This window comes from Nocardioides lentus (assembly GCF_039529515.1).
Lineage (GTDB): Bacteria > Actinomycetota > Actinomycetes > Propionibacteriales > Nocardioidaceae > Nocardioides > Nocardioides lentus.
On the sequence record NZ_BAAAMY010000007.1, the window covers coordinates 188372 to 212428 of the forward strand.

Below are 24057 nucleotides of genomic sequence, written 5' to 3' on the forward strand. Positions count from 1 at the left end.
CAGGTCGAGCCCGGCCCCGGGTCACCGGGGCCGGGCTCGCTGCGTGCGGGGCCGGCTCAGAGCTTCTCGACCGGGGCGTAGCGCAGCAGCAGCCGCTTGACGCCCTCGGAGCCGAAGTCGATCGAGGCGACCGACTTCTCGGCGGCACCCTCCACGGAGACCACCGTGCCCATGCCGAAGGTCCCGTGCAGCACCCGGTCGCCCGGGTCGAGGGACGGCACGGCGCGCGCCGAGCGCGACTTCGCGGCGGCGTCGGCCCGGGCCGCCGCGCTGGAGAAGTTGCGACGCCCCGCGGCGGTCGGCACGCCCAGCCGCTGGCCCGGCCCGTCCGCGGCGGGCGAGGACCACGCGTGGTCGGGCCGGGACCACTGCGTCTGCGCCGCCTCGGTACGACGCCAGTCGACGAGGTCGCCGGGCAGCTCGTCCAGGAACCGCGAGGCCGGGTTGTGCGCCGGCGCCCCCCACGCGGAGCGCACCACGGCGCGGGAGAGGTAGAGCCGCTGCCGCGCACGGGTCAGCCCGACGTACGCCAGGCGTCGCTCCTCCTCGAGCTCGGCGCGGTCCCCGCCCAGCGAGCGCATGTGGGGGAAGATCCCGTCCTCCATCCCGGTGAGGAAGACGACCGGGAACTCCAGGCCCTTCGCGGTGTGCAGGGTCATCAGGGTGACCAGGCCCGGGTCCTCCCCGTCCTCGGGGTCAGGGGTGTCGGGGATCTGGTCGGTGTCGGCGACCAGCGCGACCCGCTCCAGGAAGTCCGAGAGGGTCGGCACCACGGCGCCGGCCTCCACGTCGGCGGGGTCGGCGGACGGGCCCGCGACCGGGTCCTCCGCGAACTCGCGGGCCACCGCGACCAGCTCGGCGAGGTTCTCCACGCGCGTGTGGTCCTGGGGGTCCTCGGACTCCTCGAGCTCCTCGAGGTAGCCCGACCGGGCGAGCACCGACTCGAGGACGACGTCGGCGCGCTCGCCGGCCTCGACCATCGCGAGCAGCTCCTCGGTCATCCGCACGAAGCCGCGGATCGAGTTCAGCGACCGGGTGGCCACGCCGGGGGCCTCGTCGGCCCGCTGCAGCGCCTCCCAGAAGGTCAGCCGCTCCCGCTCGGCGAACGCCTGCACGCAGGCCTCGGCGCGGTCGCCGATCCCGCGCTTGGGCACGTTGAGGATGCGCCGCAGCGAGATCTCGTCGGCGGGGTTGGCCAGCGTCCGCAGGTAGGCGATCGCGTCGCGCACCTCGCGCCGCTCGTAGAAGCGCACGCCGCCGACCACCTTGTAGGGCTGGCCGGTGCGGATGAACACCTCCTCGAAGACGCGGCTCTGCGCGTTGGTGCGGTAGAACACCGCGACGTCGCCGGCCCGGACCTTCTCGTCGCCCTCGCCGGCGTCGGTGAGCCGGTCGATCTCCTCGGAGACGAAGCGGGCCTCGTCGCGCTCGTCGTCGGCGACGTAGCCGACGATCTTCTCGCCCTGGCCGGCGTCCGACCACAGCCGCTTGGGCCGGCGGCCCTCGTTGTGGCCGATGACGCCGTTGGCGGCCTCGAGGATGGTCTGCGTGGAGCGGTAGTTCTGCTCCAGCAGGATCGTGGTGGCGTCGGGAAAGTCGGACTCGAAGTCGTTGATGTTGCGGATGTCGGCGCCACGGAACGCGTAGATGGACTGGTCCGCGTCACCGACGACCATCAGCTCGCTGGCACCGACCCGCTCCCCCGAGCTGGTCGAGGTCGCCTCGCCGGGGGCGTCGAGCTCCGGGGAGGGCGCGCAGAGCTGGCCGATCAGCGCGTACTGGGCGTGGTTGGTGTCCTGGTACTCGTCGACCAGCACGTGGCGGAAGCGGCGACGGTAGGTCTCCCGCACCTCCGGGTACGCCGCCAGCAGCCGCACCGTGGTCATGATCAGGTCGTCGAAGTCCAGCGCGTGCGCCTCGCGCAGGCGCCGCTGGTAGACCTCGTAGCACTTCGCGTAGGTCTCCTCGAGGCCGTTCTGGGCGTCCTTCGCAGCGTCCTCGGGGTCCTTCAGCTCGTTCTTGGCGTCGGAGACCCAGTTGAGCACCGCCCGCGGCGGGTAGCGCTTGACGTCGAGCTCGAGGTCGGAGCACACCAGCTGCATTAGCCGGCGGGAGTCGGCGGCGTCGTAGATCGAGAAGTTCGACTTGAAGCCGAGCACGTGGATCTCCTTGCGGAGGATCCGCACGCACGCGGAGTGGAAGGTCGAGACCCACATGACCCGGGCCCGGCGCCCGACGAGCTCCTCCACCCGCTCCTTCATCTCGGCCGCGGCCTTGTTGGTGAAGGTGATCGCCAGGATCGAGCCGGGGTGGGCACCCCGCTCCGAGATCAGCCAGGCGATCCGCCGGGTCAGCACCCGGGTCTTGCCCGACCCCGCGCCGGCCACGACCAGCAGGGGCGCCCCGGCGTGCACCACGGCATCGCGCTGGGGCGGGTTGAGGCCCTCCAGCAGCTGGTCGCGACCCGGCCGCGGGCGCTCGGTGCGCGCCCCGCGGGTCGGCTCGTCGTACTCCAGGCCGGGGATGGTGTCAGGCAGCGTCATGAGGCTGACCAGCCTACGTTTCGCCTCCGACGCCGCTCGCGGCGGAACCGGTCAGGAGGAGGCGCCCTCGAGCCGCAGGAACTCCAGGTGCGCCTCGTAGGCGTCCAGCACGTCGTCGATCAGCTGGGTCTTGGTGTAGCCCAGCACGTCGTAGCCCCGCCCGCCGTCACGCAGGTGCACCTCGAGGCGGGAGTACACGTCCCCGCCGCGGGAGACGCGACCGCCGTACGCCGGCACCGGTGCGGTCGCGTGCACCAGGCAGTACTCGAAGGGCACCAGGTCCCCGGCCGGCACCAGCAGCCGCACGGCGGGTCGGTCGCCGTCCAGGGGTCCGGAGTCCACCTCGGCGCGGACCCCCTGGCGCATCAGCTCGTCGGCGACCTCCTCGAGGGCCGGGCAGGCGACGTCCTCGACGAAGCGCGCCGCGTCGCCGGGGGCGGGGAAGCTCATGACCCGCCGCACCCGCGCCTGCCAGGGGATGCTCTGGCCGCGCTCGGAGTGGTTCCAGCTGCGTCCCGACAGCGCGCCGTTCAGGGCGCTGCCGCGGCTCTCGGCCACCCGGCCCTCCACGCTGAGCGCGCGCCACAGGCCCCACATCACGGCGACCATGACGAAGGCGAACGGCAGCCCCACGATGACGGTGGCGTACTGCAGGGCGAAGATGTTGCCCGCCGAGAGGATCGCCAGCGTGAGCGCACCGGTCGCCGCCGCCCAGAAGATCCGCAGCCACGGCTTGCCGTCCGTCTCCGCGGTGGGGAGGTTGGAGGACAGGTTGGCCATGACCAGCGCGCCCGAGTCGGCCGAGGTGACGTAGAACAGCAGGCCGACGAAGATGGCCAGGCTCGCGACGACCGGGAAGGCCGGGTACTCCTGCAGCAGGGCCCACAGGCCCTGGTCGGGACCCGTCGCGGACGAGGCCACCGAGGTGAAGTCGGCGTTGCCGGAGCGGATCTCGTCCAGGGCCGCGTTGCCGAAGATGGTGACCCACATGACGATGTAGCAGAACGGCAGGATCATCGTCCCGGCCACGAACTGTCGGATCGTGCGCCCCCGCGAGATGCGGGCGAGGAACAGGCCCACGAACGCGGCCCAGGCGATCCACCAGGCCCAGAAGAACAACGTCCACAGGCTCATCCAGTCGCCGGTGTCCTCGTAGGCGAAGTTCTGCATCGTCATGTCGGGGAAGAGCCGCACGAAGTCACCGACGTTGAGGACCAGCGAGTTCAGCAGGTACGACGTCCGGCCCGTCACGAGCACGAAGACCGCCAGCAGGATCGCCAGCAGCACGTTCAGCTGCGAGATGCGCTTGATGCCCTTGTCGACGCCGCTGACCGCCGAGAGCGCCGCCACGGCCACCGCCAGCACGATCAGGGACGCCTGGACCGCGAGGCCCTGGGGGGCGCCGAAGACGAGCTGCATGCCGACGTTCAGGCTCACCACCCCGATGCCGAGCGAGGTCGCGACCCCGAAGATCGTGCCGAGGGTCGCGGCGATGTCGGTGGCGTGACCGATCGGCCCGTCGACACGCTTCCCGAGCAGCGGGTAGAGCGCCGAGCGGACCGCGAGCGGCAGCCCGAGCCGGTAGGCGAAGAACGCGAGCGCCATGCCCATGAGCGCGTACATGCCCCAGCCGCTGATGCCGTAGTGGAACAGCGTCCAGACCGTGGCCTCGCGGGCCGCCTCGACCGACTCGGGGGCCGTGGAGGCCGTGGAGGGAGGGGTCAGGTACTGCGTGACGGGCTCGTAGACCGCGTAGAACATCAGGTCGGTCCCGATGCCGGCGGCGAACAGCATGGCCGCCCAGGCGCCGGTGCTGAACTCCGGGCGGGAGTGCTCGGGCCCGAGTCGGATGCTGCCGAACCGCGAGACCCCGAGCCCGATGACGAACACGAGCACGGCGGTGGTGAGGGCGATGTAGTACCACCCGAACCAGGTGGAGACCCAGCCGACCACCGACCCCAGGGTCGCGTAGGCGTGGTCGGGAGCCACCACGCACCAGACGGTGACGGCGATCGTGATGACCGCCGAGGTCACGAACACCGGCAGCTTGAGGGTCGGCTCCGAGCCGGCGACCGGGGTCGCCTCGTCGGGCACGGGTGCGGCGAGGTCGGTCATCGGGTTCCTCCTCGGGGGCTCCCGGGACGACGGCGGCTGGGGGCCGCGTTCAGGGACGGACCGTGCCGGGGGCCGCAGCATCATTGCGCGGATCGCCCTCAGGCCAAAGCGGCGTGTCCGAACCGTGTCGGTAGAACGGCACGTCCAGGGGCGGCAGTGGGGTGTGGCCGGCGATCAGGTCGGCGGCCTTCTCGGCCAGCATCATCACCGGCGCGTAGATGTTGCCGTTGGTGACGTAGGGCATCGAGGAGGCGTCCACGACCCGCACGCCGTCGACCCCGTGCACCTTCATCGACGACGGGTCGAGCACCGCCATGTCGTCGGTGCCCATCCGTGCCGTGCACGAGGGGTGCAGGGCGGTCTCGGCGTCCTTCGCGACCCAGTCGAGGATCTCCTGGTCCGTCTCGACCGAGGGCCCGGGCGAGATCTCCCCCGCGCTGAACGCCGCGAACGCCGGCTGGGACAGGATCCGCCGCGCCGCGCGCACCATCTCGATCCACTCGCGGCGGTCGGTCTCGGTCGACAGGTAGTTGAACTGCAGGGCGGGGTGCTCGAAGGGGTCGGCCGAGCGGATCCGCAGGTGGCCGCGCACGTCGGAGTACATCGGGCCGAGGTGCACCTGGTAGCCGTGCTCCGCCGCGGGCTGCGACCCGTCGTAGCGGATGGCGATGGGCAGGAAGTGGAACATCAGGTTGGGGTACGCCACCCGGTCGTTGGACCGCACGAAGCCCCCGGCCTCGAAGTGGTTGGAGGCCCCGACGCCGCCGCGCAGGAACAGCCACTCCGCCCCGATGCGGGGCTTGTGGTGGTGCTTGAGCCAGGGCGCGATCGACACGGGCTGCTTGGCCTCGTGCTGCAGGTAGACCTCGAGGTGGTCCTGGAGGTTCTCCCCCACCCCGGGCAGGTCGACCAGGGTGCGGACACCGGCGGCCTCGAGCACCGCGCGCGGCCCGATGCCCGCCAGCTGCAGCAGCTGGGGCGAGCCGATGGCGCCCCCGCAGAGCAGGACCTCGCCGGCCTCCACCGACCGCGGGGCGCCGCGACGCCCGGCGCGGACGTAGTCGACCCCGACGACGCGGGTCGTGTCGCCGCTGCCGGTCGTGCGCAGGCCGGTGACGTGCGCCAGCGTGCGGATCGTCAGATTCTTGCGACCGCGGACGGGGTGCAGGTAGGCGCGTGCCGCGGAGAGACGACGCCCCCGGTGCACGTTGCGGTCGAAGGGCGCGAAACCCTCCTGCCGGTAGCCGTTGACGTCGTCGGTCAGCGGGTAGCCGGCCTGCTGGACGGCCTCGAAGAAGGCCCCGAAGATCGCGCGCGTGGCCGGGCCCTTCTCGGTGACCAGCGGCCCGGAGCCGCCGCGCCAGGCGTCGGCGCCGGACGTGCCGTCCTCGAGCAGGCGGGTCTCCATCCGCTTGAAGTAGGGCAGGCAGTGGGCGTAGTCCCACTCCGACATCCCGTCGTCGGCGGCCCAGCGCTCGTAGTCGAGCGGGTTGCCGCGCTGGAAGATCATGCCGTTGATGGACGACGAGCCGCCGAGCACCTTGCCGCGGGCGTGGTAGACGGTGCGCCCGCCCATGTGGGGCTCCGGCTCGGAGGTGTACTTCCAGTCGTAGAGCCGGTTGCCGATCGGGTAGGGCAGCGCGGCCGGCATGTGGATGAACGGGTCGATCCGCAGGTCGCTGCGACCGGCCTCCAGCACCAGCACGCTCACCGCCGGGTCGGCGCTGAGCCGGTTGGCCAGGGCGCAGCCGGCGGAGCCGCCGCCCACCACCACGTAGTCGAAGCGCTCGCTCATGCGTCGTCCTCCTGTCCCCCGAACCACGCCTGGGGGGCGGGTCGGGTGTGGTGCCAGATGTGCTTGGTCTCGCGGTACTCGGCGAGACCGGCGAGGCCGAGCTCGCGCCCGATGCCGGACTGCTTGTAGCCGCCCCACTCCGCCGCGGGGACGTAGGGGTGGTAGTCGTTGATCCAGATCGTGCCGTGACGCAGCCGGGCGGCGACGCGCTCCGCACGACCGGCGTCGCGGGTCCAGACGGCCCCGGCGAGGCCGTAGATGGTGTCGTTGGCGAGGGACACCGCCGCCTGCTCGGCGGCGTCGCGGTCTTCGCCGGCGAACGTCTCCACGGTCAGCACGGGCCCGAAGGACTCGTCCTGCACGCAGGACATGTCCGCGGAGCAGCCGTCCAGCACCGTCGGGCGGTAGTAGAAGCCGTCGGCGAGCGCCGGGTCGGTCGGCCGCTCGCCGCCGACGCGCAGCACCGCGCCCTCCGCGACGCCCGCGGCGACGTACGCCTCCACCTTGTCGCGGTGCGCGGCGCTGATCAGCGGGCCGGTCTCGGCGTGCTCGTCGTCCGGGCCGCCCAGCCGGATCTCGCCGGCACGGCGGACGAGCTCGTCGACGAACTCGTCGTGGATCGACTCCTCCACGATGAGCCGTGCGCCGGCCGAGCAGACCTGGCCGGAGTCGAGGAACACGGCGGTGAGCGCCATGTCGAGGGCGGTCTCGAGGTCGGCGTCGGCGAAGACGACGTTGGGGTTCTTGCCGCCGAGCTCGAGGGCGACCCGCTTGACCGTCGGTGCCGCGGCGGCCATCACGCGACGACCGGTGACGACGCCGCCGGTGAAGGAGACCAGGTCGACACCGGGGTGCTCGGTCAGCGTGGGGCCGACCCGGTCCCCCGCGCCCAGCACCAGGTTGGCGACCCCGTCGGGCAGGCCGGCCTCGGCGAGCGCGTCCACGAGCCAGGAGGCAGTGGACGGCGTGAGCTCGCTGGGCTTCAGCACGAACGTGTTGCCCGCGACGAGCGCCGGCGCGACCTTCCAGGAGGTCTGCAGCAGGGGGAAGTTCCAGGGCGTGATCAGGGTGCAGACGCCGACGGGCTCGGTGACGACCCGGCTGGAGATGTCGGGGACGCCGGTGTCGACGACACGTCCGGCCTCCTGCTGGCCCAGCGCGGCGAAGTGACGGAACACGGAGACGACGTCCGCCATGTCGATCCGGGCCTCGACCATGCGCTTGCCGGTGTCGAGGGCCTCGAGGCGGGCCACGGACTCGAGGTCGCGCTCGAGGTGGTCGGCGACCCGGGTCAGGATCGCCGCCCGCTCGGGGGTCGGCGTCCAGGGCCAGTGGGTGTTGTCGAAGGCGTCGCGGGCGGCGACGACCGCGGCCTCGGCGTCCGCGGCGGTCCCCTCGGCGACGGTGGTCACCGGGGAGCCGTCGGCGGGGCAGCGGATCTCGCGGACGGCGCCGTCGGCGCTGGGACGACGGACGCCACCGACGAGGTGGCCGATGGTGGGCTGCTCGCTCATGCGGGCACCTCGCTCACGTGGGTCGGGGAGACGAAGACGGCGACCGCCACGTTGAGCACGGACAGCGCCAGGAGGCCCCAGTAGAGGCCGGCGGGGATGGACGGCTTGCGCATGTTGGCCATCACGAGGACCAGCAGCACGAGACCGACGGCGAACTTGATCCCGATCTTGACGTGGTCGACGTCGCCGTCGCCGGCCTCGAGGACGCCGACGAGCAGCAGGCCGGAGACGAACGCCGTGCCGATCCCGTCGCGCATCGGGCCGAGCACGCGTTTGTCCTCCGCACGCACCTGGGCCAGGAGACCGCCGATCAGGGCGGCGAAGCCGAGGATGTGCACGAACAGCAGCACGAGGCGAAGCGTCTCCACGCCCGCACCCTAGCGACGCCGCGCCTCGCGCCCGGCGGGCCGTGGGCCCACCTGCGACGATGGGGTCTCGCGATCTCCTGGGAGGGAATCAGATGGCTGCTCTCGTCCGCCGCTCCGACACCGCGTGGGTCGCCGGGGTCTGCTCCGGCATCGCCGCCCGCACCGGCATCAGCGTCAACATCATCCGCCTGGCCACGGTGCTCGGCGTCGTGTTCGGCCTCGGCACCGTCGCCGTGCTGTACGTCGTCCTGTGGGTCGTGCTGCCGAAGGAGTAGCCCGCCCCGGGGGTCGAGGTGCCTGCGACGCGGCCCCGGAGGTCGACGTGCCCGCCCGCGACGCGGCCCCGGAGGTCGAAGTGCCCGCCCGCGACGCGGCCCCGGAGGTCGAGGTGCCCGCCCGCGAGGCACGAGCGGACGGGCCACGAGACCCGGCGGCCCCCACGCCCACCGGGTCTCGTGGCTCCTCGCCGGCGCTCGTCGCACCTCGACCACCGGCAGCGACCACCGGCAGCGACCACCGGCAGCGGCTGGGCCCTGTGCCGTCGGAGCCGGGTCTCAGCGGTCCCGGGCGAGCCAGGCGTCGCGCGCGTCGACGCCCGAGTCCGGGTGGTCGGTGAAGAACCCGTCGACCCCGGCGTCGAGGAAGGCCGTGATCTCCGCGCGCACCTCGCCCTTCGCGTTCGGGTCGGTGCCCCGCCGGAAGTCGGTGGCCATGAACTGGTTCTCGTCGCGGATCGTGAACGGGTGGACCAGCAGGCCGTAGTCGTGGGCGTCGCCCACGAGCGGCGTGCGACGCTGGGCCGAGCCGTCGGTGCCCCGCGGGATCACCAGGTCCTTGTTGGGCCCGATGCCGTCGGCGTAGCGGGAGATGCCGCGCAGCTCGCGACGCGCGGTCAGGTCGGCGTACGTGCGGGGGTCGCCGGCGACGACGAGGTCGTACGGCGCGCCGGTGGCGTCCATCAGCTGCACCAGCGGGAGGTCGGTCATCCGGTCGAGGTCGCGCAGGTTGGTGGTCTCGAAGGACTGCAGGAAGACCTTCGACCCGCGCTTCTCGAAGCCGAAGCGACGCAGGGTCCGCACCAGCGGCTCCTCCATCGACAGCCCGAGCGAGTCGAAGTAGGTCGGGTGCTTGGTCTCGATGTAGACCCCGACGTCGCGGCCGGGGCCGCGGTTGGTGTCCCGCACCATGCGCAGCACCTGGGCCAGCGTCGGCACCTGGAAGCGGCCGTCGTAGCGGGTGTTGTCGGGCCGGACGGCCGGGATGCGCTCCTTCGCGCGGAGCGTGCGGAGCTCGGCGAGCGTGAAGTCCTCGGTGAACCAGCCCGTGATCGCCCGGCCGTCGATCGTCTTCGTCGTGCGGCGGTCGGCGAACTCCGGCCGCTCGGCGACGTCGGTGGTGCCGCCGATCTCGTTCTCGTGGCGCGCGACCAGCACCCCGTCCTTGGTCGGCACGAGGTCGGGCTCGACGTAGTCGGCACCGAGGCGGATGGCGAGCTCGTAGGAGGCGAGCGTGTGCTCGGGCCGGTAGCCCGAGGCGCCGCGGTGGCCGATGACCAGCGGCCGGCGGACCTGCCGCTCCTGCGCGCGCTCGGCCGAGGCGGCCGCGGCGCCGCGCTCCCGCTCCGGCGCGGCACCCGCGGGGGCGATCGCGCCGCCGGCCAGGGCCGGCAGCAGGCCGAGGCCGAGCCCGGCGGCGAGCGAGCCGGCCAGCAGGCGGAGGCGTGTCGTGCGGGTGGAGCGGGGGCGGCGGAGGGGGTCCCGAGAGGTCATGGCCGTCACAGTGCCCCGGCCAGGTGACCGCCGTCCAGCCGTCAGGTGACCGGCTGGTGGCGCCGAGCCCACACGTGGGGTGCCGGGCCTCAGACCACCAGGTCGCGGGCGGCGAGCGCCTCCTCGGGCTGGTCGCAGATCAGCCCGTCGACGCCGGCCTCGAGAAGCAGGCGCGCCTCGGCGCGCACGTCGCCGGGCGCGGAGGGGTCCGGACCGGAGCGCAGCTCGGTGGGCAGGAACCGGTTCTCCGCGCGCAGCGTGTAGACGTGGACGGTCAGCCAGCGGCGGTGCGCGGCGCGGACGAGGTCGGAGGGCCCGACGGTCACGTCGTCCTCGTCGCGCGGCAGCACGACCTCCTTGTGCACGCCGAGGCCGTCGGCGTACGCGTCGACGGCGGCCAGCCCCTCGGGCGAGACCAGGTCGGCGTACGTCGTGACCTCGCCGGCGGCGGCGAGGTCCGGGGGGCGTCGGTGCAGGCGGTCGACGAGCTGGACCAGCGGCAGCCGGGTGCGGGGGGCGAGCTCGCGCAGGACGCCGACCTCGAACGACATCACCCGCACGCGGGAGCGCGGGTGGTCGAGACCGCGGCGCGCCAGGAGCTCGAGCAGCGGCTCGACGACGGACAGGCCGCGGGCGGCCAGGTGGGCGCAGTGCTTGAGCTCGATCATCACCCCGGTGGCCCGGCCGGCGCGGGCCGACTCGTCCGCGACCGCCGTGAGGGCCTCCTCCAGGGTCGGCACCCGCAGGCGCCCGTCCCAGGCGGCGCTGTCGGGCCGCAGCTCCGGGGTCCGCTCGCGCGCCCGCAGGCTCCGGACCTCCTCGGCGGTGAAGTCCTCCGCGAACCAGCCCGTCTGCTCCTCGCCGTCGACGACGCGCGTGGTGCGGCGATGAGCGTACGCCGGGTGCTCGGCCACGTCGGTGGACAGCGACAGCTCGTTCTCGTGACGGGCCAGCAGCACCCCGTCGGCGGTGAGGACGACGTCCATCTCGACGTCGTCGACGCCCATCTGCACGGCGGTCCGGTAGGCCTCGAGGGTGTGCTCGGGGCGGTAGCCGGAGGCGCCGCGGTGCGCGACGACGGCCGGGGTGACCTCGAGGCTGTCCTCGCGGAGGCCCGCGAGCGAGGTCGCCGGGGTGGGGGCGGGACGCGGGTCGGGAGCACGCTCGGTGGTCAGGCTCACCCGACCATGGGAGCCGCCACGTGAGGCCGCGCGATGACGCTGGTGTGAATGGCGGATGATGGCCGGGTGAGCCTTCCGCGTCTCGGAGCCCTGACCTCGCTCGCGGTGCTCGACCACCCCGGGTTGATGGCCGACCCCGTCGGCGCCGCGATGGTGCGGTGGTCCGGCTCCGAGCGTGCGGCGGTCGTCGAGATCGACCCCGACGTCGCGGACACGGCGGCGATGTCGGCGGCCTACGACCTGCCTCTGGAGGTCGGCGCGAACTGCCTCGTGGTCGCGGGCCGACGCGCCGGCGAGGAGCGCGTCGCGGCCTGCGTGGTGCGCGCCGACACCCGCCTCGACGTCAACTCGGTCGTCAAGCGGGTGCTGGACGTCCGCAAGGCGAGCTTCCTGCCGATGGACCGCGCGGTCGCCGAGTCGGGCATGGAGCACGGCGGGATCACCCCCCTCGGCCTGCCCTCGACCTGGCGGCTGCTCGTGGACGAGCGGGTCCTCGGCGTGCCCGTGGTGGTGCTGGGCTCGGGCCTGCGCCGCTCCAAGCTGCTGCTGCCCGGGGAGCTGCTCGCCGACCTGCCCGGCGCCGAGGTCGTCGACGGTCTGGCGAGCGAGCAGCCCGGCTGAGGAACGAAGCCGGGCGTCGCGAGCGAAGGTCGAGCAAGCCCCGCGACCGAGGAACGAGGCGGTGTCCTGAGCCGGTCGAAGGGTCGCAAGGGGCGCGTCGAGACCCGGTGAGCCGACCGCCCACCCTGAGGTGGGCGCGTCGAGACCCGGTGAGCCGACCGCCCACCTGAGGGCGGTGTCGGCTTCACCCGCGTGGGTCCTACTCGTCGTCGACGTCGGTGCCGGCGTCCGACCCAGCGGCCTCGGCGGCCTCGGCCCGGGATGCGGCCTCGTCACGCCCGCGGGCGCTGAGGAGCCACATGCCGTGGCCGGCGGCGTCCATGAGGCCGTCGTCGACCATGGCCTTGCGCTCCTTGAGCGCGGTGCGGCGCCAGCGGGTCTCGCCGTCGGCGGTGATGCCCCGGTCCTGGTCGGTGAAGGTCATCCGCTGCTCGACCTCGGCGAGGACCTCGTCCCGCTCGACCGCCACGGGCTGCTCGGCGAGGACGGCCAGCAGGACCGGCCGGAAGTCGGCCTGGGGCGTCCGCCCCGGCGGCGTACGACGGGCGGCCGGGGCCCGGCGCGTCACCGCCCGGGTGGCGGGGGCCGCGTCCCGCGCCTGGGCGCTCGGCGCCCGCGCGGGGCGGGGCGCCGGACGCCGGGGTGGGGGCGTCCGGGCGACCGGCGGAGGCGGCGGGGGTGCCCCGTGGGGGCACTGGGACAGCGGCAGCTCGCACAGCTCGCACCAGTCCTGTGTCATCACCCGCGATGCTACTCGCCGGGCCGGGTGCGGCCCGGAGCGGGCGGCCCTCGCCGTACGGCCCGCGGGGCGCCGCGTCGTTGGTAAACTCGGCCCCGGCCTGACGCATCCGTCGGGACACACCCCGGGCGGGGGGCCCGGAGCAGGTCGAGAGCAGGTCGAGACGTGGGCGCGAGCGACGTGCGGCACGACGGGGGTGCCGCGCGCGGCGACTCCCGGCGTCCGTCCCTGCCCCGAGCCCAGCGCGGCGACGTGCAGGGTCTGCGTGCCCTGGCCGTGCTCCTGGTGATCGCCGCGCACGCCGGGCTCGGACCGTTCACGGGCGGCTACCTCGGTGTCGACGTGTTCCTGGTGATCTCCGGCTTCCTGATCTCCCGGCTGCTGTTCCGCCAGGTCAGCCGCACGGGGACGCTGTCGCTGCGGGTCTTCTACGTGCGCCGGGCGCGGCGGATCCTGCCCGCGGCGACGGTCGTCATCGTCGCGACCGTGCTGGCCTCGCTGGTCTGGCTGAGCCTCGTCGACCTGCAGACGCTGCTGGTCGACGCGGTGTGGGCCGGGCTGTTCGCGGCCAACCTGCGCTTCGCGGCCACGGACACCGACTACTTCTCCGAGGGGCTCGCCCCGAGCCCGCTGCAGCACTACTGGTCGCTGGGCGTGGAGGAGCAGTTCTACCTCGTGTGGCCGCTGCTCGTGCTGGGCGCGCTGCTGCTCCACCAGCGCCGGCACGGCCCCCGGGCCCGGCGCAGCCTGCCGCGCCTGACCGTGTTCTGGATGCTGGCGGCCGTGACCGGCCTCAGCCTGGGCTGGTCGGTGCTGGTGACCCTGGTCGAGCCGGAGGCGGCGTACTTCTCCACCACCGCCCGGATCTGGGAGCTCGGCGTCGGCGCGATGGCCGCCCTGGTCGGCCCCGCGATCGCCGACCGGCTGACCACCCGGGCGCGCACCGCGCTCGGGGTCGTGGGTCTCCTCGGCATCCTCGTGCCCGCCGTCGCCTACACGACCGGCACCTCCTTCCCCGGGCTGGCGGCGCTGCCGCCGGTGCTCGGCACCGCGCTGCTGCTGATCGCGGGGCTCCGGCTGCGGGAGGCTCCCCCGTGGCCCTCGCGGACTCTCGGGATCGCGCCGCTGCGGGTGGTCGGCGACTGGTCCTACTCGCTCTACCTGTGGCACTGGCCGCTCCTGGTCATCCCCAGCGCCAACCTCGGCCGCGACCTCACGCTCGGCGAGAGCCTGGCCGCCGTGGCCGCGACGTTCGTGCTCGCCGCCCTCACCTACCGCTACGTGGAGCAGCCGTTCCGCGCCCCGCTGGCCGAGCGCAGCCGCGAGGGCGCGCCGCGTCGCCTGCGCGCCCGGCTCCCCCGCGGCCTGGTGCTCTACCCGACCTCGGTCGCGGTGGTCGTCGCCAGCAGCCTCGGCGGGTGGGCCTACCTGCAGTGGGCCTCGGAGGCCTCCGACGCGCCCGCGATCACCACCACCCGGTACGGCATCGAGCCCTCGGAGGCGCCGGGCGAGGTCGAGCCCTCGGCCGACGCGGAGGCCCGGGCCCTGGTCAAGGCCTCCGTGGCCGCGGCCCGCGAGGGCGCCCCGGTGCCCGGGGACCTGACCCCCGACCTCCTCGACGTGCGCGACGACATCGCCGGGGTGGGGGCGTGCGACTACAACGACGACAGCCTGCGCGAGCTGTGCCCCCGCGGGGACGTCGGCGGCGAGCGGACCATGGTCGTCACCGGCGACTCCCACGCCCGGGCCTGGATCCCGGCGCTCGACGCGATCGCCGCCGAGCGGGGCTACGAGGCGTACTTCCTGGTCAAGCCGCGCTGCCCGGCCGCACGGGTGACCACCACGGTCGCGGGCAGCGCCGACCCGTGGCCGGCCTGCACCGAGTTCCAGGACTGGGTCGACGAGCAGGTCGCCGAGCTGGAGCCCGACCTCACGATCGTCTCGACCACGGCGCCGCCGAAGGGCCTGTGGGTCGACGACGAGTACGTCGAGGACACCGCGGGCGTCGTGGCCGAGTTCAGCGACGGCATCACCGAGCGGCTCGAGGACCTGCAGCCGCTCAGCGCGACGACGCTCGTGCTGGGCGACGTGCCCCAGGTCTCGCTCGACCCCGCCGAGTGCCTCAGCTCGGGCGACCCCGACCTCGGGACCTGCCTCGGCACGCCGATCGAGCGCACCAGCCTCGTCGCGGAGGTCACGCGGGAGGCGGCCTGGGCGACCGGCACGCCGTACCTGAACCCGGAGAGCTGGCTGTGCTACGACGGGGAGTGCCCCGCCGTGGTCGGCTCCACGGTGACCTACCGCGACTCCGGCCACATCACCACCGCGTACTCCGAGCAGCTGACCGGCGCGCTCGACGAAGCCCTCGACGACAAGGTGGACCTCTCGTGAAGCTCGGCCTGCAGCTGATGTACTCCGGCAACCCGCGCCAGGCCGCCGACGAGGTGGTGGCGCTGGAGCAGGCCGGGCTCGACGTGGTCTGGGTGCCGGAGGCCTACGGCTTCGACTCCCCCACCCTGATGGGCTACCTCGCCGCGCGGACCGAGACCCTCGAGATCGGCGCCGGCATCCTCAACGTCTACTCCCGCACCCCGAGCGCGCTGCTGCAGACGGTCGCGGGCCTCGACAACGTCTCGGGCGGCCGCGCGATCCTCGGGCTCGGCGCCAGCGGTCCCCAGGTGATCGAGGGCTTCCACGGCGTCGCGTACGACAAGCCGCTGCGCCGCACGGCCGAGGTCGTCGACCTCGTGCGCCGCGGGCTGCGGCGCGAGGTGCTCACCCACGACGGCCTCTTCACGCTGCCGCTGCCCGAGGGGCAGGGCACGGGGCTCGGCAAGCCGCTCAAGCTGCTCACCCACCCCGAGCGCGACAGCGTGCCGATCTGGATCGCCTCGCTGGGCGTGAAGTCGGTGGAGCAGACCGCCGCGATCGCCGACGGCTGGATCCCGACGCTCTTCCACCCCGAGCGCGCCGACCGGGTCTGGGGCGACGCGCTGCGCGCGGGCGCCGCGCGACGCGACCCGGCGCTCGGCCCGCTGGAGGTCACCGCCGGCGGCATGCTGTCGGTCGGCGAGGACCTCGACTCCCTGCTCGACTTCGCCCGCCCCCAGTTCGCGCTCTACGTCGGCGGGATGGGCGCGCGCGGCAAGAACTTCTACAACGACGTCGCCCGGGCCTACGGCTACGAGGAGCAGGCGGAGAAGATCCAGGACCTCTACCTGGACGGCAAGAAGAAGGAGGCCGAGGCCGCGGTGCCCACCGAGTGGCTGCGGGCGGCCAACCTCGTCGGCCCCGCGTCCTACGTCAAGGAGCGGATCGCGGCGTTCGCCGAGGCCGGCGTGACGACGCTGAGCGTCATCCCCGTCGCCGCGGACGGCGACAACCCGGGCCTGGTGTCACAGGTCAAGGAGTGGCTGGCCTGAGACGGCCGGCGGCCCGCCCGGCGGCTCAGCCGAGGCGCAGCAACCGCAGCGCTCCTCCGCGGCTCGGAGCACCGGCTCCCCAGGGCCACGCAGCGCGCTCACGGCCGGACGCCGGTCGCGGCCTGCACCATGGCGGCCTGGTGGGCGTGGTGGGGAAGGCGAGGTCCGCGACGCGGAACCACACCGTGCCGTCGGCCTCGTGGGCCTCGTAAGCCTCGTGGGCCTCGTGGGCCTCGTGGGCCTCGCCCATCCCGAGCGGGGTCGTCGCGGGCCGGCCACGTCGCCGACGTGATGGAGCGGGGTCGAGCGCCTGGCCCAGCGGACCCGGCCCGACGACCGCGACCTCGGCATCCGGGGTGATTCCCCCGTCGACGTCGACCTGTCCACCCCGACCTTCCGTGAGGACGTGGAAGCCCTGGACCCCGAGGCGCGTTACGTCGTGTACCGCGCGTCCGGTCGCCGAGCCGCCGGGGCGCCGTGATGGACAGGACCGGCACGGGCCGCTCGCTCGTCGACGGTGGCGGCCTGGACGACCCGGTCGCGGCCGGCGTCCCGACGCGGCGCACCAGCCCGACCGACAACCCCGAGGAGACCGCCCGATGAGCACCCCCACCGTCGCCCCCGACCAGCTGGCCGCCGCCCTCGGCACCCCCGGGGGCCCGCTGCTGCTGGACGTCCGCAGCCCTGCCGAGTTCGAGAGCGCGCGGCTGCCCGGCTCGGTCAACGTGCCGCTCGACGAGCTGAAGCGGCAGCGGGCCGCCGCCGACGAGCTGCCCGCCCCGGACCGCGAGGTCGTCGTCGTGTGCGCCTCCGGTGGGCGCGCCCGGGACGCCGCGGCCGTGCTCGCCGACGCGGGTGTCGAGGGCGTCCGCGTGCTGGACGGCGGCCTCTCCTCCTGGCGCGAGCAGGGCGGCGAGGTCGAGCAGGGCCGCCGCAGCTGGGAGATCGAGCGTCAGGTCCGGCTCGTGGCCGGCGGCATCGTGCTCACCGGGATCCTCGCGAGCACCGTCGCACCGAGGGCCAAGTGGGTGGCCGGCGGCATCGGCGGCGGGCTGACCTTCTCGGCCCTCAGCAACACCTGCGCCATGGGCAACGCCCTCGCCCGGATGCCGTGGAACCGTCGCGGCTCCGCGCCGACGACCCACCTGACCGACGCCCTCGCCCCGGGTGCCGCCCGATGAGCGGGTTCACCCTGTCGACGACCGTGGCCCTCCCGTACGAGGAGGCCTGGGCGCCGTGCGCGCCTCGCTCGCCCACGCCGGTTCCGGCATCCTGACCGAGATCGACCTGCGCGCGACCATGAGGTCGACCCGACGATCGCCGCGGTCCTGCCGTGCAACGTCGTCGTCGTCCGCGCCACCGGCGACGACGCCTGCGTGGTCGACGCCTTCGACCCGGACGACATGATCGGGATGGCGGGCGACGACGAGGCGCTGCGTGAGGTCGCGTCCGACGCGAAGCAGCATCTGACGACGACCCTCGGCCCGCTCGGCCCGCAGGAGGCCGGCAGCAGGCCCGCAGCAGGCCCGACACGCCTCACTGCCCGACTCCTGGAAGGACGCGATGAGCCCGACCCACCTGCAGGCGGACGTCCGACCGGCCGCCCGTCGCGCCGCCGAGGCCGATGCGGCCCCGGCCCCCCGGCTGGGCGTCGCCGTGGTCGGCGGCGTCGCGGCGGCCGGGCTCGGGGCCCTGGTCTGGAGCCGGTCCGGCCAGGTGCCCGCGGTGCTGTTCGCGATCGGGCTCGCGCTCGGCTTCGTGCTCTTCCACTCCCGCTTCGGCTTCACCTCCGCGTGGCGCCAGCTGGTCGCGGTGCGGCAGGGCGCCGGGTTGCGCGCCCACATGCTGATGATCGGCGTCGCCGCGACCCTGTTTGCCCCCATCCTGGCCACCGGGGTCGGGTGGCAGGGCGCCACCCCCACCCCGTCGCTGGCCCCGATCGGCTTCGGCGTCGTCGTCGGTGCGTTCCTCTTCGGCGTGGGCATGCAGCTCGGGGGCTCGTGCGCCTCGGGCACCCTGTTCGCCGTGGGGTCCGGGCAGACCTCGATCCTCGTCACGCTCGGCGGGTTCGTCGTCGGCTCCACGCTCGGGGCCTGGACCTTCACGTTCTGGACCGGGCTGCCCGACGCCGGCAGCGTGTCGCTGACCGACGTGCAGCCCTTCGGCTACCTCGGCGCGTGGGTGATCACGATCGCCGCGGTCGGCGCGATCGTCGGCGCGACGTACGCCGTGGCCCGGCGAGGTCGCCCCGCGCCCCCCGTGGACCGCGCACCGGTCGCGCGCCGCGGCCTGGCGCGGGCCGTCCGCGGGTCGTGGCCGCTGTGGGTGGGCGCGTTCCTGCTCGCCGCCCTCAACGCGCTCACCCTCTGGGTCTCCGGCGGCGCGTGGGGCATCACCTTCGCCTTCAGCCTGTGGGGCAGCAAGCTCCTCGACGCGGTGGGCGTCGACGTGCTGGCCTGGCCCTTCTGGCAGGACCCGGGCAACCTCGCGAAGTTCGAGGCCGGCGTCCTCGCCGAGAAGACCTCGGTGATGGACCTCGGGATCATCCTCGGGGCCCTCGTGGCCTCGTCACTGGCCGGCGCGTTCGTCGTGCACCGCCGCATCCCGGGACGGCTCGCCGTCGGGGCGCTGGTCGGCGGCGTGATGATGGGCTACGGCGCCCGCATCGCCTACGGCTGCAACATCGGCGCCTACTTCGGCGGCATCGCCTCCTTCAGCCTGCACGGCTGGCTGTGGGGGCTGATGGCGCTCGGCGGCACCGTGGTGGGCCTGTCGCTCCGTCCCCTGCTCGGGCTCCGCAACCCGCGGCCGACCGACGCCGTCTGCTGAGCCCGCGTCCGGCCGGACGACTGAGCCTTGAACCGTGACAGTGGTTGTGTCACGGTTCGTCCATGACGCTGCTGGAGCAGGAGCACGAGGACTTCCGGTCGACCGCGCGGGCGTTCATGGACCGCGAGGTGGTCCCCCACCACGCCGCGTGGGAGGCCGCCGGCATCGTGCCGCGCGAGCTGTGGCGCAAGGCAGGCGACGCGGGCCTGCTCTGCTTCGACGTCGCCGAGGAGTACGGCGGGCTCGGAGCGAAGGACTTCCGCTACAACCTGGTGCTGGCCGAGGAGATGGGCCGGGCGATGGCGAGCGGGCCGGGCTTCCCCGTCCACACCGACATCATCGTCCCCTACATCTCCGCGCTCGGCACCGAGGAGCAGAAGCAGCGCTGGCTGCCCGGGTGCGTCTCCGGCGAGATCGTCACGGCGATCGCGATGACGGAGCCGGGCGCCGGCAGCGACCTGCAGGGCATCCGCACCCACGCGATCGACAAGGGCGACCACTGGGTGCTGAACGGGTCGAAGACCTTCATCAGCAACGGCATCAACGCCGACCTCGTGATCGTCGTCGCGCGCACCGACCCGGACGCCGGCCACCAGGGCATCAGCCTCCTCGTCGTGGAGCGCGGCACGGAGGGCTTCGAGCGGGGCCGCAACCTCGACAAGATCGGCCTCAAGGCCCAGGACACCGCCGAGCTGTCGTTCGACGACGTGGTGGTGCCGAAGGAGAACCTCCTCGGCACCGAGGGCGGCGGCTTCGTGCACCTGATGGAGAACCTCCCCCAGGAGCGGCTCTCGATCGCGATGATCGCCGTCGCGGCGTGCGAGAAGCTGCTCGACCTCTCGCTGAGCTACGTGAAGGAGCGGGAGGCCTTCGGCCGGCCGATCGGCAAGCTGCAGCACATCCGCTTCACCGTCGCCGAGATGGCCACCGAGACCCACATCGCCCGCGTCTTCGTCGAGGACTGCGTGCGCCGCCACAACGCCGGCGAGCTCGACACCAGCCTCGCGTCGATGGCGAAGTGGTGGACCACCGAGCTGCAGACGAAGATCGCCGACCGTGCCGTGCAGCTCCACGGCGGCTACGGCTACATGAGCGAGTACCCCGTCGCCAAGGCCTACCTGGACTCCCGCATCCAGACCATCTACGGCGGCACCACCGAGATCCAGAAGGAGATCGTCGGCCGCTTCCTCGGCCTCTGAGCCCGCCCCGTCCGTGGTGGGCCGCTGTCTCCGGGGAGCAGCGATCCACCACGGACGGGTTCGGTGGTCCCTGCCGTGGAGCGCCCAGCCCCCCGCGTGACAGGCTGTGGCGGTGGATCAGCAGGCAGAGCCCACCCCCCAGCAGGTACGCCGGGCGCTCGCGCGGGTGCGTCGCGGCGCGAGCCTCGACGTGGCCGAGGCGACCGCCCTGCTGGCGGCGCGCGGCGAGCAGCTCGACGAGCTGTGCGCGGCCGCGGCGCGGGTCCGCGACGCCGGGCTCGTCGCGGCCGGACGGCCGGCGGTGGTGACCTACTCCCCCAAGGTCTTCGTGCCGATCACGCGCCTGTGCCGGGACCGCTGCCACTACTGCACCTTCGTCGAGACCCCGGGCCAGGCGGCCCGGGAGGGGCGGGCGCCGTACCTGTCGCCGGACGAGATCCTCGAGATCTGCCGGCAGGGCGCCGAGCTCGGCTGTCTGGAGGCGCTGTTCACCCTCGGCGACCGGCCCGAGGACCGCTGGCCCGAGGCGCGGGCGTGGCTCGACGAGCAGGGCTACGACTCGACGCTCGCCTACGTGCGGGCGCTGGCGGTGCAGGTGCTGGAGGAGACCGGCCTGCTGCCCCACCTCAACCCCGGCGTCATGAGCTGGGAGGAGATGAACCGCCTCAAGCCCGTCGCCCCGTCGATGGGCATGATGCTCGAGACCACCTCGACGCGGCTGCATACGACGAAGGGGCTCGCGCACTTCGGCTCCCCCGACAAGGACCCGGCGCTCCGGCTCCAGGTGCTCACCGACGCGGGCCGCCTCGGCGTCCCCTTCACGACGGGGCTGCTGGTCGGCATCGGCGAGACCCTCGCCGAGCGGGCCGAGACGATCTTCGCGCTGCGCGCCGCGGCCCGCGCCCACGGCGCCGTGCAGGAGGTCATCGTCCAGAACTTCCGCGCCAAGCCCGACACCGCGATGCGCCACACCGACGACCTGGCGCTCGAGGAGTACCGCGCCGCGATCGCCGTCACCCGCGTCGTGCTGGGCCCGCGGATGCGGGTGCAGGCGCCGCCGAACCTCACCGACCTCGCCGAGTGCCGCGCGCTGCTCGACGCCGGCGTCGACGACTGGGGCGGGGTCTCGCCGCTGACGCCCGACCACGTCAACCCCGAGCGCCCCTGGCCCTCCCTCGAGCGCCTGCGCGCCCTCACCGCCGAGGCCGGCCTCGAGCTGCGGGCCCGGCTGACGGCGCACCCCGAGTACCTCCGCGAGCCCTGGCTGGACCCGCGGCTCGCGGGCCACGTCGCCGCGCTGTCCGGACCCGACGGCCTCGCGCGACCCGGGGCCCGACCGGTCGGGATGCCCTGGCAGGAGCCCGACGGCGGCCTGGCCGCCAGCGGCCGCACCGACCTCCACACCGCCGTCGACATCGAGGGCCGCACCGAGGACCGCCGCGGCGACTTCGACTCCGTGTACGGCGACTGGGACGCCGTGCGCGAGGCCGCGGGCGGGATCGCGACCGGCGTGTCCGCCACCGGCGCCCTGCCGGGCGCCGCGGCCCTGCGCGCCGCCGAGCGGGACCCCGCCGGGATCACCGACGCGCAGGCGCTGGAGCTGATCACCGCCGACGGCAACCTGCTCGAGCAGGTCTGCCGCCTGGCCGACGACCTGCGCCGCGACGTGGTCGGCGACGAGGTCACCTACGTCGTCAACCGCAACATCAACTTCACCAACGTCTGCTACGTCGGCTGCCGCTTCTGCGCCTTCGCGCAGCGCCGGACCGACGCCGACGCGTTCTCGCTGTCGCTGACCCAGGTCGCCGACCGGGCGCAGGAGGCGTGGGAGCTGGGCGCGACCGAGGTGTGCATGCAGGGCGGCATCGACCCCGAGCTGCCCGGCACGGCGTACGTCGACCTGGTGGCCGCCGTGAAGCAGCGGGTCCCCGGCATGCACGTGCACGCCTTCAGCCCGATGGAGGTGGTCAACGGCTCGGCACGCACCGGGCTGTCCGTCGAGGACTTCCTCGTCAAGACCCGCGAGGCCGGCCTCGGCTCGATCCCCGGCACGGCCGCGGAGATCCTCGACGACGAGGTCCGCTGGGTGCTGACCAAGGGCAAGCTGCCCACGGCGACCTGGATCGACGTGGTCACCACGGCGCACCGGGTGGGACTCAGGTCGAGCTCGACGATGATGTACGGCCACGTCGACCACCCCCGCCACTGGGTCGGCCACCTGCGCACCATCGCCGGCATCCAGGACACGGCGACCGAGGCCGGGGTCGCGGGCTTCACCGAGTTCGTGCCGCTGCCCTTCGTGCACACCTCGGCGCCGATCTACCTCGCCGGGGTCGCCCGCCCGGGCCCGACGATGCGCGACAACCGTGCCGTCCACGCGATGGCCCGGATCCTGCTCCACGGGCGGATCGACCACGTGCAGACCAGCTGGGTCAAGCTCGGGGTCGAGGGCACCCGCGCCATGCTGCGCGGCGGCGCCGACGACCTCGGCGGCACCCTGATGGAGGAGACCATCTCGCGGATGGCCGGCTCCGAGCACGGCTCGGCCAAGACCGTCGCCGAGCTCGCCGACATCGCCGAGGGCATCGGGCGCCCGCTGCGCCAGCGGGACACCGTCTACGGGCCGGCCTAGGCCCCGGTCCGCACCAGCACCCGGTCGACGCCGAGCACCAGCGACGTCTCCGAGACCTCGGGGGGCGCCACGAGCCGCAGGTCCCCGAACCTGGCGGCCAGCCCGGCGTACGCCGTGCGGAGCTCGAGGCGGGCCAGCTCCGCGCCGACGCACCGGTGCAGCCCGTGCCCGAACGCCAGGTGGGCCGCCGGGCCCCGGGCGGGGTCGAAGCGGGTGGCACCGGGCCCGGTCAGGCGCTCGTCGTGGTCGGCCGCGGGCAGCGAGACGAGCACGACGTCGCCGGGCCGGACCGTCACCCCGCCGACCACGGCCTCGCGACGCACGAAGCGGGGGAACGCGACCTGGACGACCGACAGCAGCCGCAGCAGCTCCTCGACGACCGGCTCGACCGGGGTGGAGCCGGCGGCGAGGCCGCGCCAGGTGGGGCGGTCCTCGAGCAGCACGGCCGCGCCGAGCGCCAGCATGCTCGCGCTGGTCTCGAGGCCCCCGGTGAACACCCCGTCGGCGAGCCCGGCCAGCTCGCGGTCGTCGACGTCGTCCCCGTGGGCGGCCAGCAGCCGCCCGATGAGGCCCGGCCCGGGCTCGACCCGCTGCCGGCGGACCTCCTCGAGGAGGAACTCCCGCGACCCCGAGATGGCCCCGAACGTGCCGTAGCCCCCGCCGGAGACGTCGAACCGGGCGCTGCCGAGGGCGCGGAACTCCTCGCGACGCCGGTCGGGCAGGCCGAGCAGGTCGCAGATGACGAGGAACGGCACCGGGAACGCGAAGGTCGGCACGAGGTCCACCTCGCCCCCACCGCGGGCCGCGTCGGCGACCTCGTCGAGCTGGCGCTCGACGACGGACTCCACCAGCGGGCGCATCCGGCCCAGCGCGCGCATCGTCAGCTCGGGGGTCAGCATCCGGCGCAGGCGCGTGTGGTCGGGCGGGTCGGTGAACCCGAGCCCGCCGATGTCGCCGTCCGTGCGCCCCCGCCGCCCGACGTAGGGCCGGATGTCGGTGCTGTACGACCCGGCGTCGGCCAGCACCGCGCGCGACTCGGCGTGCCCGGTGACCAGCCACACGCGCATGCCGACGAAGGAGGTCAGCCGGTGGACCGGGTCCTCGGCGCCGAGCGCCCGCAGCCGCTCGGAGGGCACGAGCCCCTCACGCCGCAGCGGCCACGCCAGCGACTCCGGGACCTGCTCGACCCGCGACAGGTCGAGGGTCCCGGAGCGGCTCGCGAGGCCCACGGCCCCGCGACGCACCAGCCCGGCGACCCACCCGAGACCGGGCGCGCGACCCATGCGGGCGGCAGTGCGGGTCGCCCCGGCCAGCATCGTCACGCGCCCAT

The 24057-nt window shown here is 74.0% G+C and carries 19 protein-coding genes; 9 read left to right on the forward strand and 10 right to left on the reverse strand.

Annotated features, from left to right (window positions below):
• Positions 1-56: 56 nt before the first annotated feature.
• The 5 genes from pcrA to ABD158_RS15290 are packed head-to-tail and all read right to left on the reverse strand — an operon-like array spanning position 57 to position 8335.
• Positions 57-2543, reverse strand: a complete 2487-nt coding sequence (pcrA, locus tag ABD158_RS15270) for a DNA helicase PcrA (protein ID WP_344008418.1) — start codon at positions 2541-2543, stop codon at positions 57-59.
• A gap of 51 nt (positions 2544-2594) precedes the next feature.
• A complete protein-coding gene (gene betT / locus ABD158_RS15275) occupies positions 2595-4658 on the reverse strand; it encodes a choline BCCT transporter BetT (RefSeq protein ID WP_344008419.1) in 2064 nt (687 codons plus the stop codon).
• A 49-nt stretch (positions 4659-4707) separates the two neighbouring features.
• Positions 4708-6453, reverse strand: coding sequence for a choline dehydrogenase (gene betA / locus ABD158_RS15280; protein ID WP_344008420.1), 1746 nt, complete (start codon positions 6451-6453; stop codon positions 4708-4710).
• The gene (locus tag ABD158_RS15285) at positions 6450-7967 is read right to left on the reverse strand and encodes an aldehyde dehydrogenase family protein (RefSeq protein ID WP_344008421.1); all 1518 of its coding nucleotides are present in this window, start codon (positions 7965-7967) and stop codon (positions 6450-6452) included. The genes betA and ABD158_RS15285 overlap by 4 nt, the downstream gene beginning before the upstream one ends.
• The gene (locus ABD158_RS15290; RefSeq protein ID WP_344008422.1) at positions 7964-8335 is read right to left on the reverse strand and encodes a hypothetical protein; all 372 of its coding nucleotides are present in this window, start codon (positions 8333-8335) and stop codon (positions 7964-7966) included. The genes ABD158_RS15285 and ABD158_RS15290 overlap by 4 nt, the downstream gene beginning before the upstream one ends.
• A 92-nt stretch (positions 8336-8427) precedes the next feature.
• On the opposite strand from ABD158_RS15290, the gene ABD158_RS15295 reads away from it, so the two are divergent.
• On the forward strand, positions 8428-8610 hold the full coding sequence (locus ABD158_RS15295) for a PspC domain-containing protein (RefSeq protein ID WP_344008423.1): 183 nt from the start codon (positions 8428-8430) through the stop codon (positions 8608-8610).
• Between the two features lie 279 nt (positions 8611-8889).
• On the opposite strand, the gene ABD158_RS15300 is transcribed toward ABD158_RS15295, so the two are convergent.
• Together ABD158_RS15300 and ABD158_RS15305 are read right to left on the reverse strand one after the other, a co-directional pair.
• Entirely contained in the window at positions 8890-10104 is a 1215-nt protein-coding gene (locus ABD158_RS15300) for a glycerophosphodiester phosphodiesterase (RefSeq protein WP_344008424.1), read from the reverse strand.
• Between the two features lie 89 nt (positions 10105-10193).
• A complete protein-coding gene (locus tag ABD158_RS15305; RefSeq protein WP_344008425.1) occupies positions 10194-11285 on the reverse strand; it encodes a glycerophosphodiester phosphodiesterase family protein in 1092 nt (363 codons plus the stop codon).
• A 66-nt stretch (positions 11286-11351) separates the two neighbouring features.
• On the opposite strand from ABD158_RS15305, the gene ABD158_RS15310 reads away from it, so the two are divergent.
• Entirely contained in the window at positions 11352-11906 is a 555-nt protein-coding gene (locus tag ABD158_RS15310; protein ID WP_344008426.1) for a YbaK/EbsC family protein, read from the forward strand.
• A 199-nt stretch (positions 11907-12105) separates the two neighbouring features.
• On the opposite strand, the gene ABD158_RS15315 is transcribed toward ABD158_RS15310, so the two are convergent.
• Positions 12106-12645 carry a hypothetical protein gene (locus ABD158_RS15315; RefSeq protein ID WP_344008427.1) on the reverse strand — a complete coding sequence of 180 codons (540 nt, stop codon included), beginning with the start codon at positions 12643-12645 and terminating at the stop codon, positions 12106-12108.
• Between the two features lie 165 nt (positions 12646-12810).
• On the opposite strand from ABD158_RS15315, the gene ABD158_RS15320 reads away from it, so the two are divergent.
• From ABD158_RS15320 to ABD158_RS15335, 4 genes are all read left to right on the forward strand, one after another.
• Positions 12811-15036 carry an acyltransferase family protein gene (locus tag ABD158_RS15320; protein WP_344008428.1) on the forward strand — a complete coding sequence of 742 codons (2226 nt, stop codon included), beginning with the start codon at positions 12811-12813 and terminating at the stop codon, positions 15034-15036.
• Complete coding sequence (locus ABD158_RS15325; protein WP_344008430.1) at positions 15033-16067, forward strand: LLM class F420-dependent oxidoreductase; 1035 nt, start codon at positions 15033-15035, stop codon at positions 16065-16067. The genes ABD158_RS15320 and ABD158_RS15325 overlap by 4 nt, the downstream gene beginning before the upstream one ends.
• A 480-nt stretch (positions 16068-16547) precedes the next feature.
• The gene (locus tag ABD158_RS15330; protein ID WP_344008432.1) at positions 16548-16670 is read left to right on the forward strand and encodes a hypothetical protein; all 123 of its coding nucleotides are present in this window, start codon (positions 16548-16550) and stop codon (positions 16668-16670) included.
• Complete coding sequence (locus tag ABD158_RS15335; RefSeq protein WP_344008433.1) at positions 16667-17248, forward strand: rhodanese-like domain-containing protein; 582 nt, start codon at positions 16667-16669, stop codon at positions 17246-17248. Before ABD158_RS15330 ends, ABD158_RS15335 begins: the two co-directional genes overlap by 4 nt.
• Before the next feature lie 6 nt (positions 17249-17254).
• Here the strand turns inward: ABD158_RS15335 and ABD158_RS15340 are convergent, their stop codons facing one another.
• The gene (locus ABD158_RS15340; RefSeq protein WP_344008434.1) at positions 17255-17533 is read right to left on the reverse strand and encodes a hypothetical protein; all 279 of its coding nucleotides are present in this window, start codon (positions 17531-17533) and stop codon (positions 17255-17257) included.
• 97 nt (positions 17534-17630) lie between these two features.
• Between ABD158_RS15340 and ABD158_RS15345 the strand changes: the two genes are divergently transcribed.
• The 3 genes from ABD158_RS15345 (at position 17631) to ABD158_RS15355 (ending at position 22727) form a co-directional block, all read left to right on the forward strand.
• Positions 17631-18896: a YeeE/YedE family protein gene (locus tag ABD158_RS15345; protein ID WP_344008435.1), complete on the forward strand. Its 1266-nt coding sequence runs from the start codon at positions 17631-17633 to the stop codon at positions 18894-18896.
• A gap of 62 nt (positions 18897-18958) precedes the next feature.
• Positions 18959-20095 carry an acyl-CoA dehydrogenase family protein gene (locus ABD158_RS15350; RefSeq protein ID WP_344008436.1) on the forward strand — a complete coding sequence of 379 codons (1137 nt, stop codon included), beginning with the start codon at positions 18959-18961 and terminating at the stop codon, positions 20093-20095.
• Positions 20096-20207: 112 nt separating this feature from the next.
• Entirely contained in the window at positions 20208-22727 is a 2520-nt protein-coding gene (locus tag ABD158_RS15355; protein WP_344008437.1) for a bifunctional FO biosynthesis protein CofGH, read from the forward strand.
• Here the strand turns inward: ABD158_RS15355 and ABD158_RS15360 are convergent.
• Positions 22724-24043: a cytochrome P450 gene (locus tag ABD158_RS15360; RefSeq protein ID WP_344008597.1), complete on the reverse strand. Its 1320-nt coding sequence runs from the start codon at positions 24041-24043 to the stop codon at positions 22724-22726. The genes ABD158_RS15355 and ABD158_RS15360 overlap by 4 nt on opposite strands.
• Positions 24044-24057: the final 14 nt, after the last annotated feature.

Coding starts and splice junctions, on each gene's coding strand:
- pcrA (WP_344008418.1), bottom strand. CDS start 2,543: ATGACGCTGCCTGACACCATCCCCGGCCTGGAGTACGACGAGCCGACC.
- betT (WP_344008419.1), bottom strand. CDS start 4,658: ATGACCGACCTCGCCGCACCCGTGCCCGACGAGGCGACCCCGGTCGCC.
- betA (WP_344008420.1), bottom strand. CDS start 6,453: ATGAGCGAGCGCTTCGACTACGTGGTGGTGGGCGGCGGCTCCGCCGGC.
- ABD158_RS15285 (WP_344008421.1), bottom strand. CDS start 7,967: ATGAGCGAGCAGCCCACCATCGGCCACCTCGTCGGTGGCGTCCGTCGT.
- ABD158_RS15295 (WP_344008423.1), top strand. CDS start 8,428: ATGGCTGCTCTCGTCCGCCGCTCCGACACCGCGTGGGTCGCCGGGGTC.
- ABD158_RS15300 (WP_344008424.1), bottom strand. CDS start 10,104: ATGACCTCTCGGGACCCCCTCCGCCGCCCCCGCTCCACCCGCACGACA.
- ABD158_RS15315 (WP_344008427.1), bottom strand. CDS start 12,645: ATGACACAGGACTGGTGCGAGCTGTGCGAGCTGCCGCTGTCCCAGTGC.
- ABD158_RS15330 (WP_344008432.1), top strand. CDS start 16,548: ATGGACAGGACCGGCACGGGCCGCTCGCTCGTCGACGGTGGCGGCCTG.
- ABD158_RS15335 (WP_344008433.1), top strand. CDS start 16,667: ATGAGCACCCCCACCGTCGCCCCCGACCAGCTGGCCGCCGCCCTCGGC.
- ABD158_RS15340 (WP_344008434.1), bottom strand. CDS start 17,533: ATGCTGCTTCGCGTCGGACGCGACCTCACGCAGCGCCTCGTCGTCGCC.
- ABD158_RS15345 (WP_344008435.1), top strand. CDS start 17,631: ATGAGCCCGACCCACCTGCAGGCGGACGTCCGACCGGCCGCCCGTCGC.
- ABD158_RS15350 (WP_344008436.1), top strand. CDS start 18,959: ATGACGCTGCTGGAGCAGGAGCACGAGGACTTCCGGTCGACCGCGCGG.
- ABD158_RS15360 (WP_344008597.1), bottom strand. CDS start 24,043: ATGCTGGCCGGGGCGACCCGCACTGCCGCCCGCATGGGTCGCGCGCCC.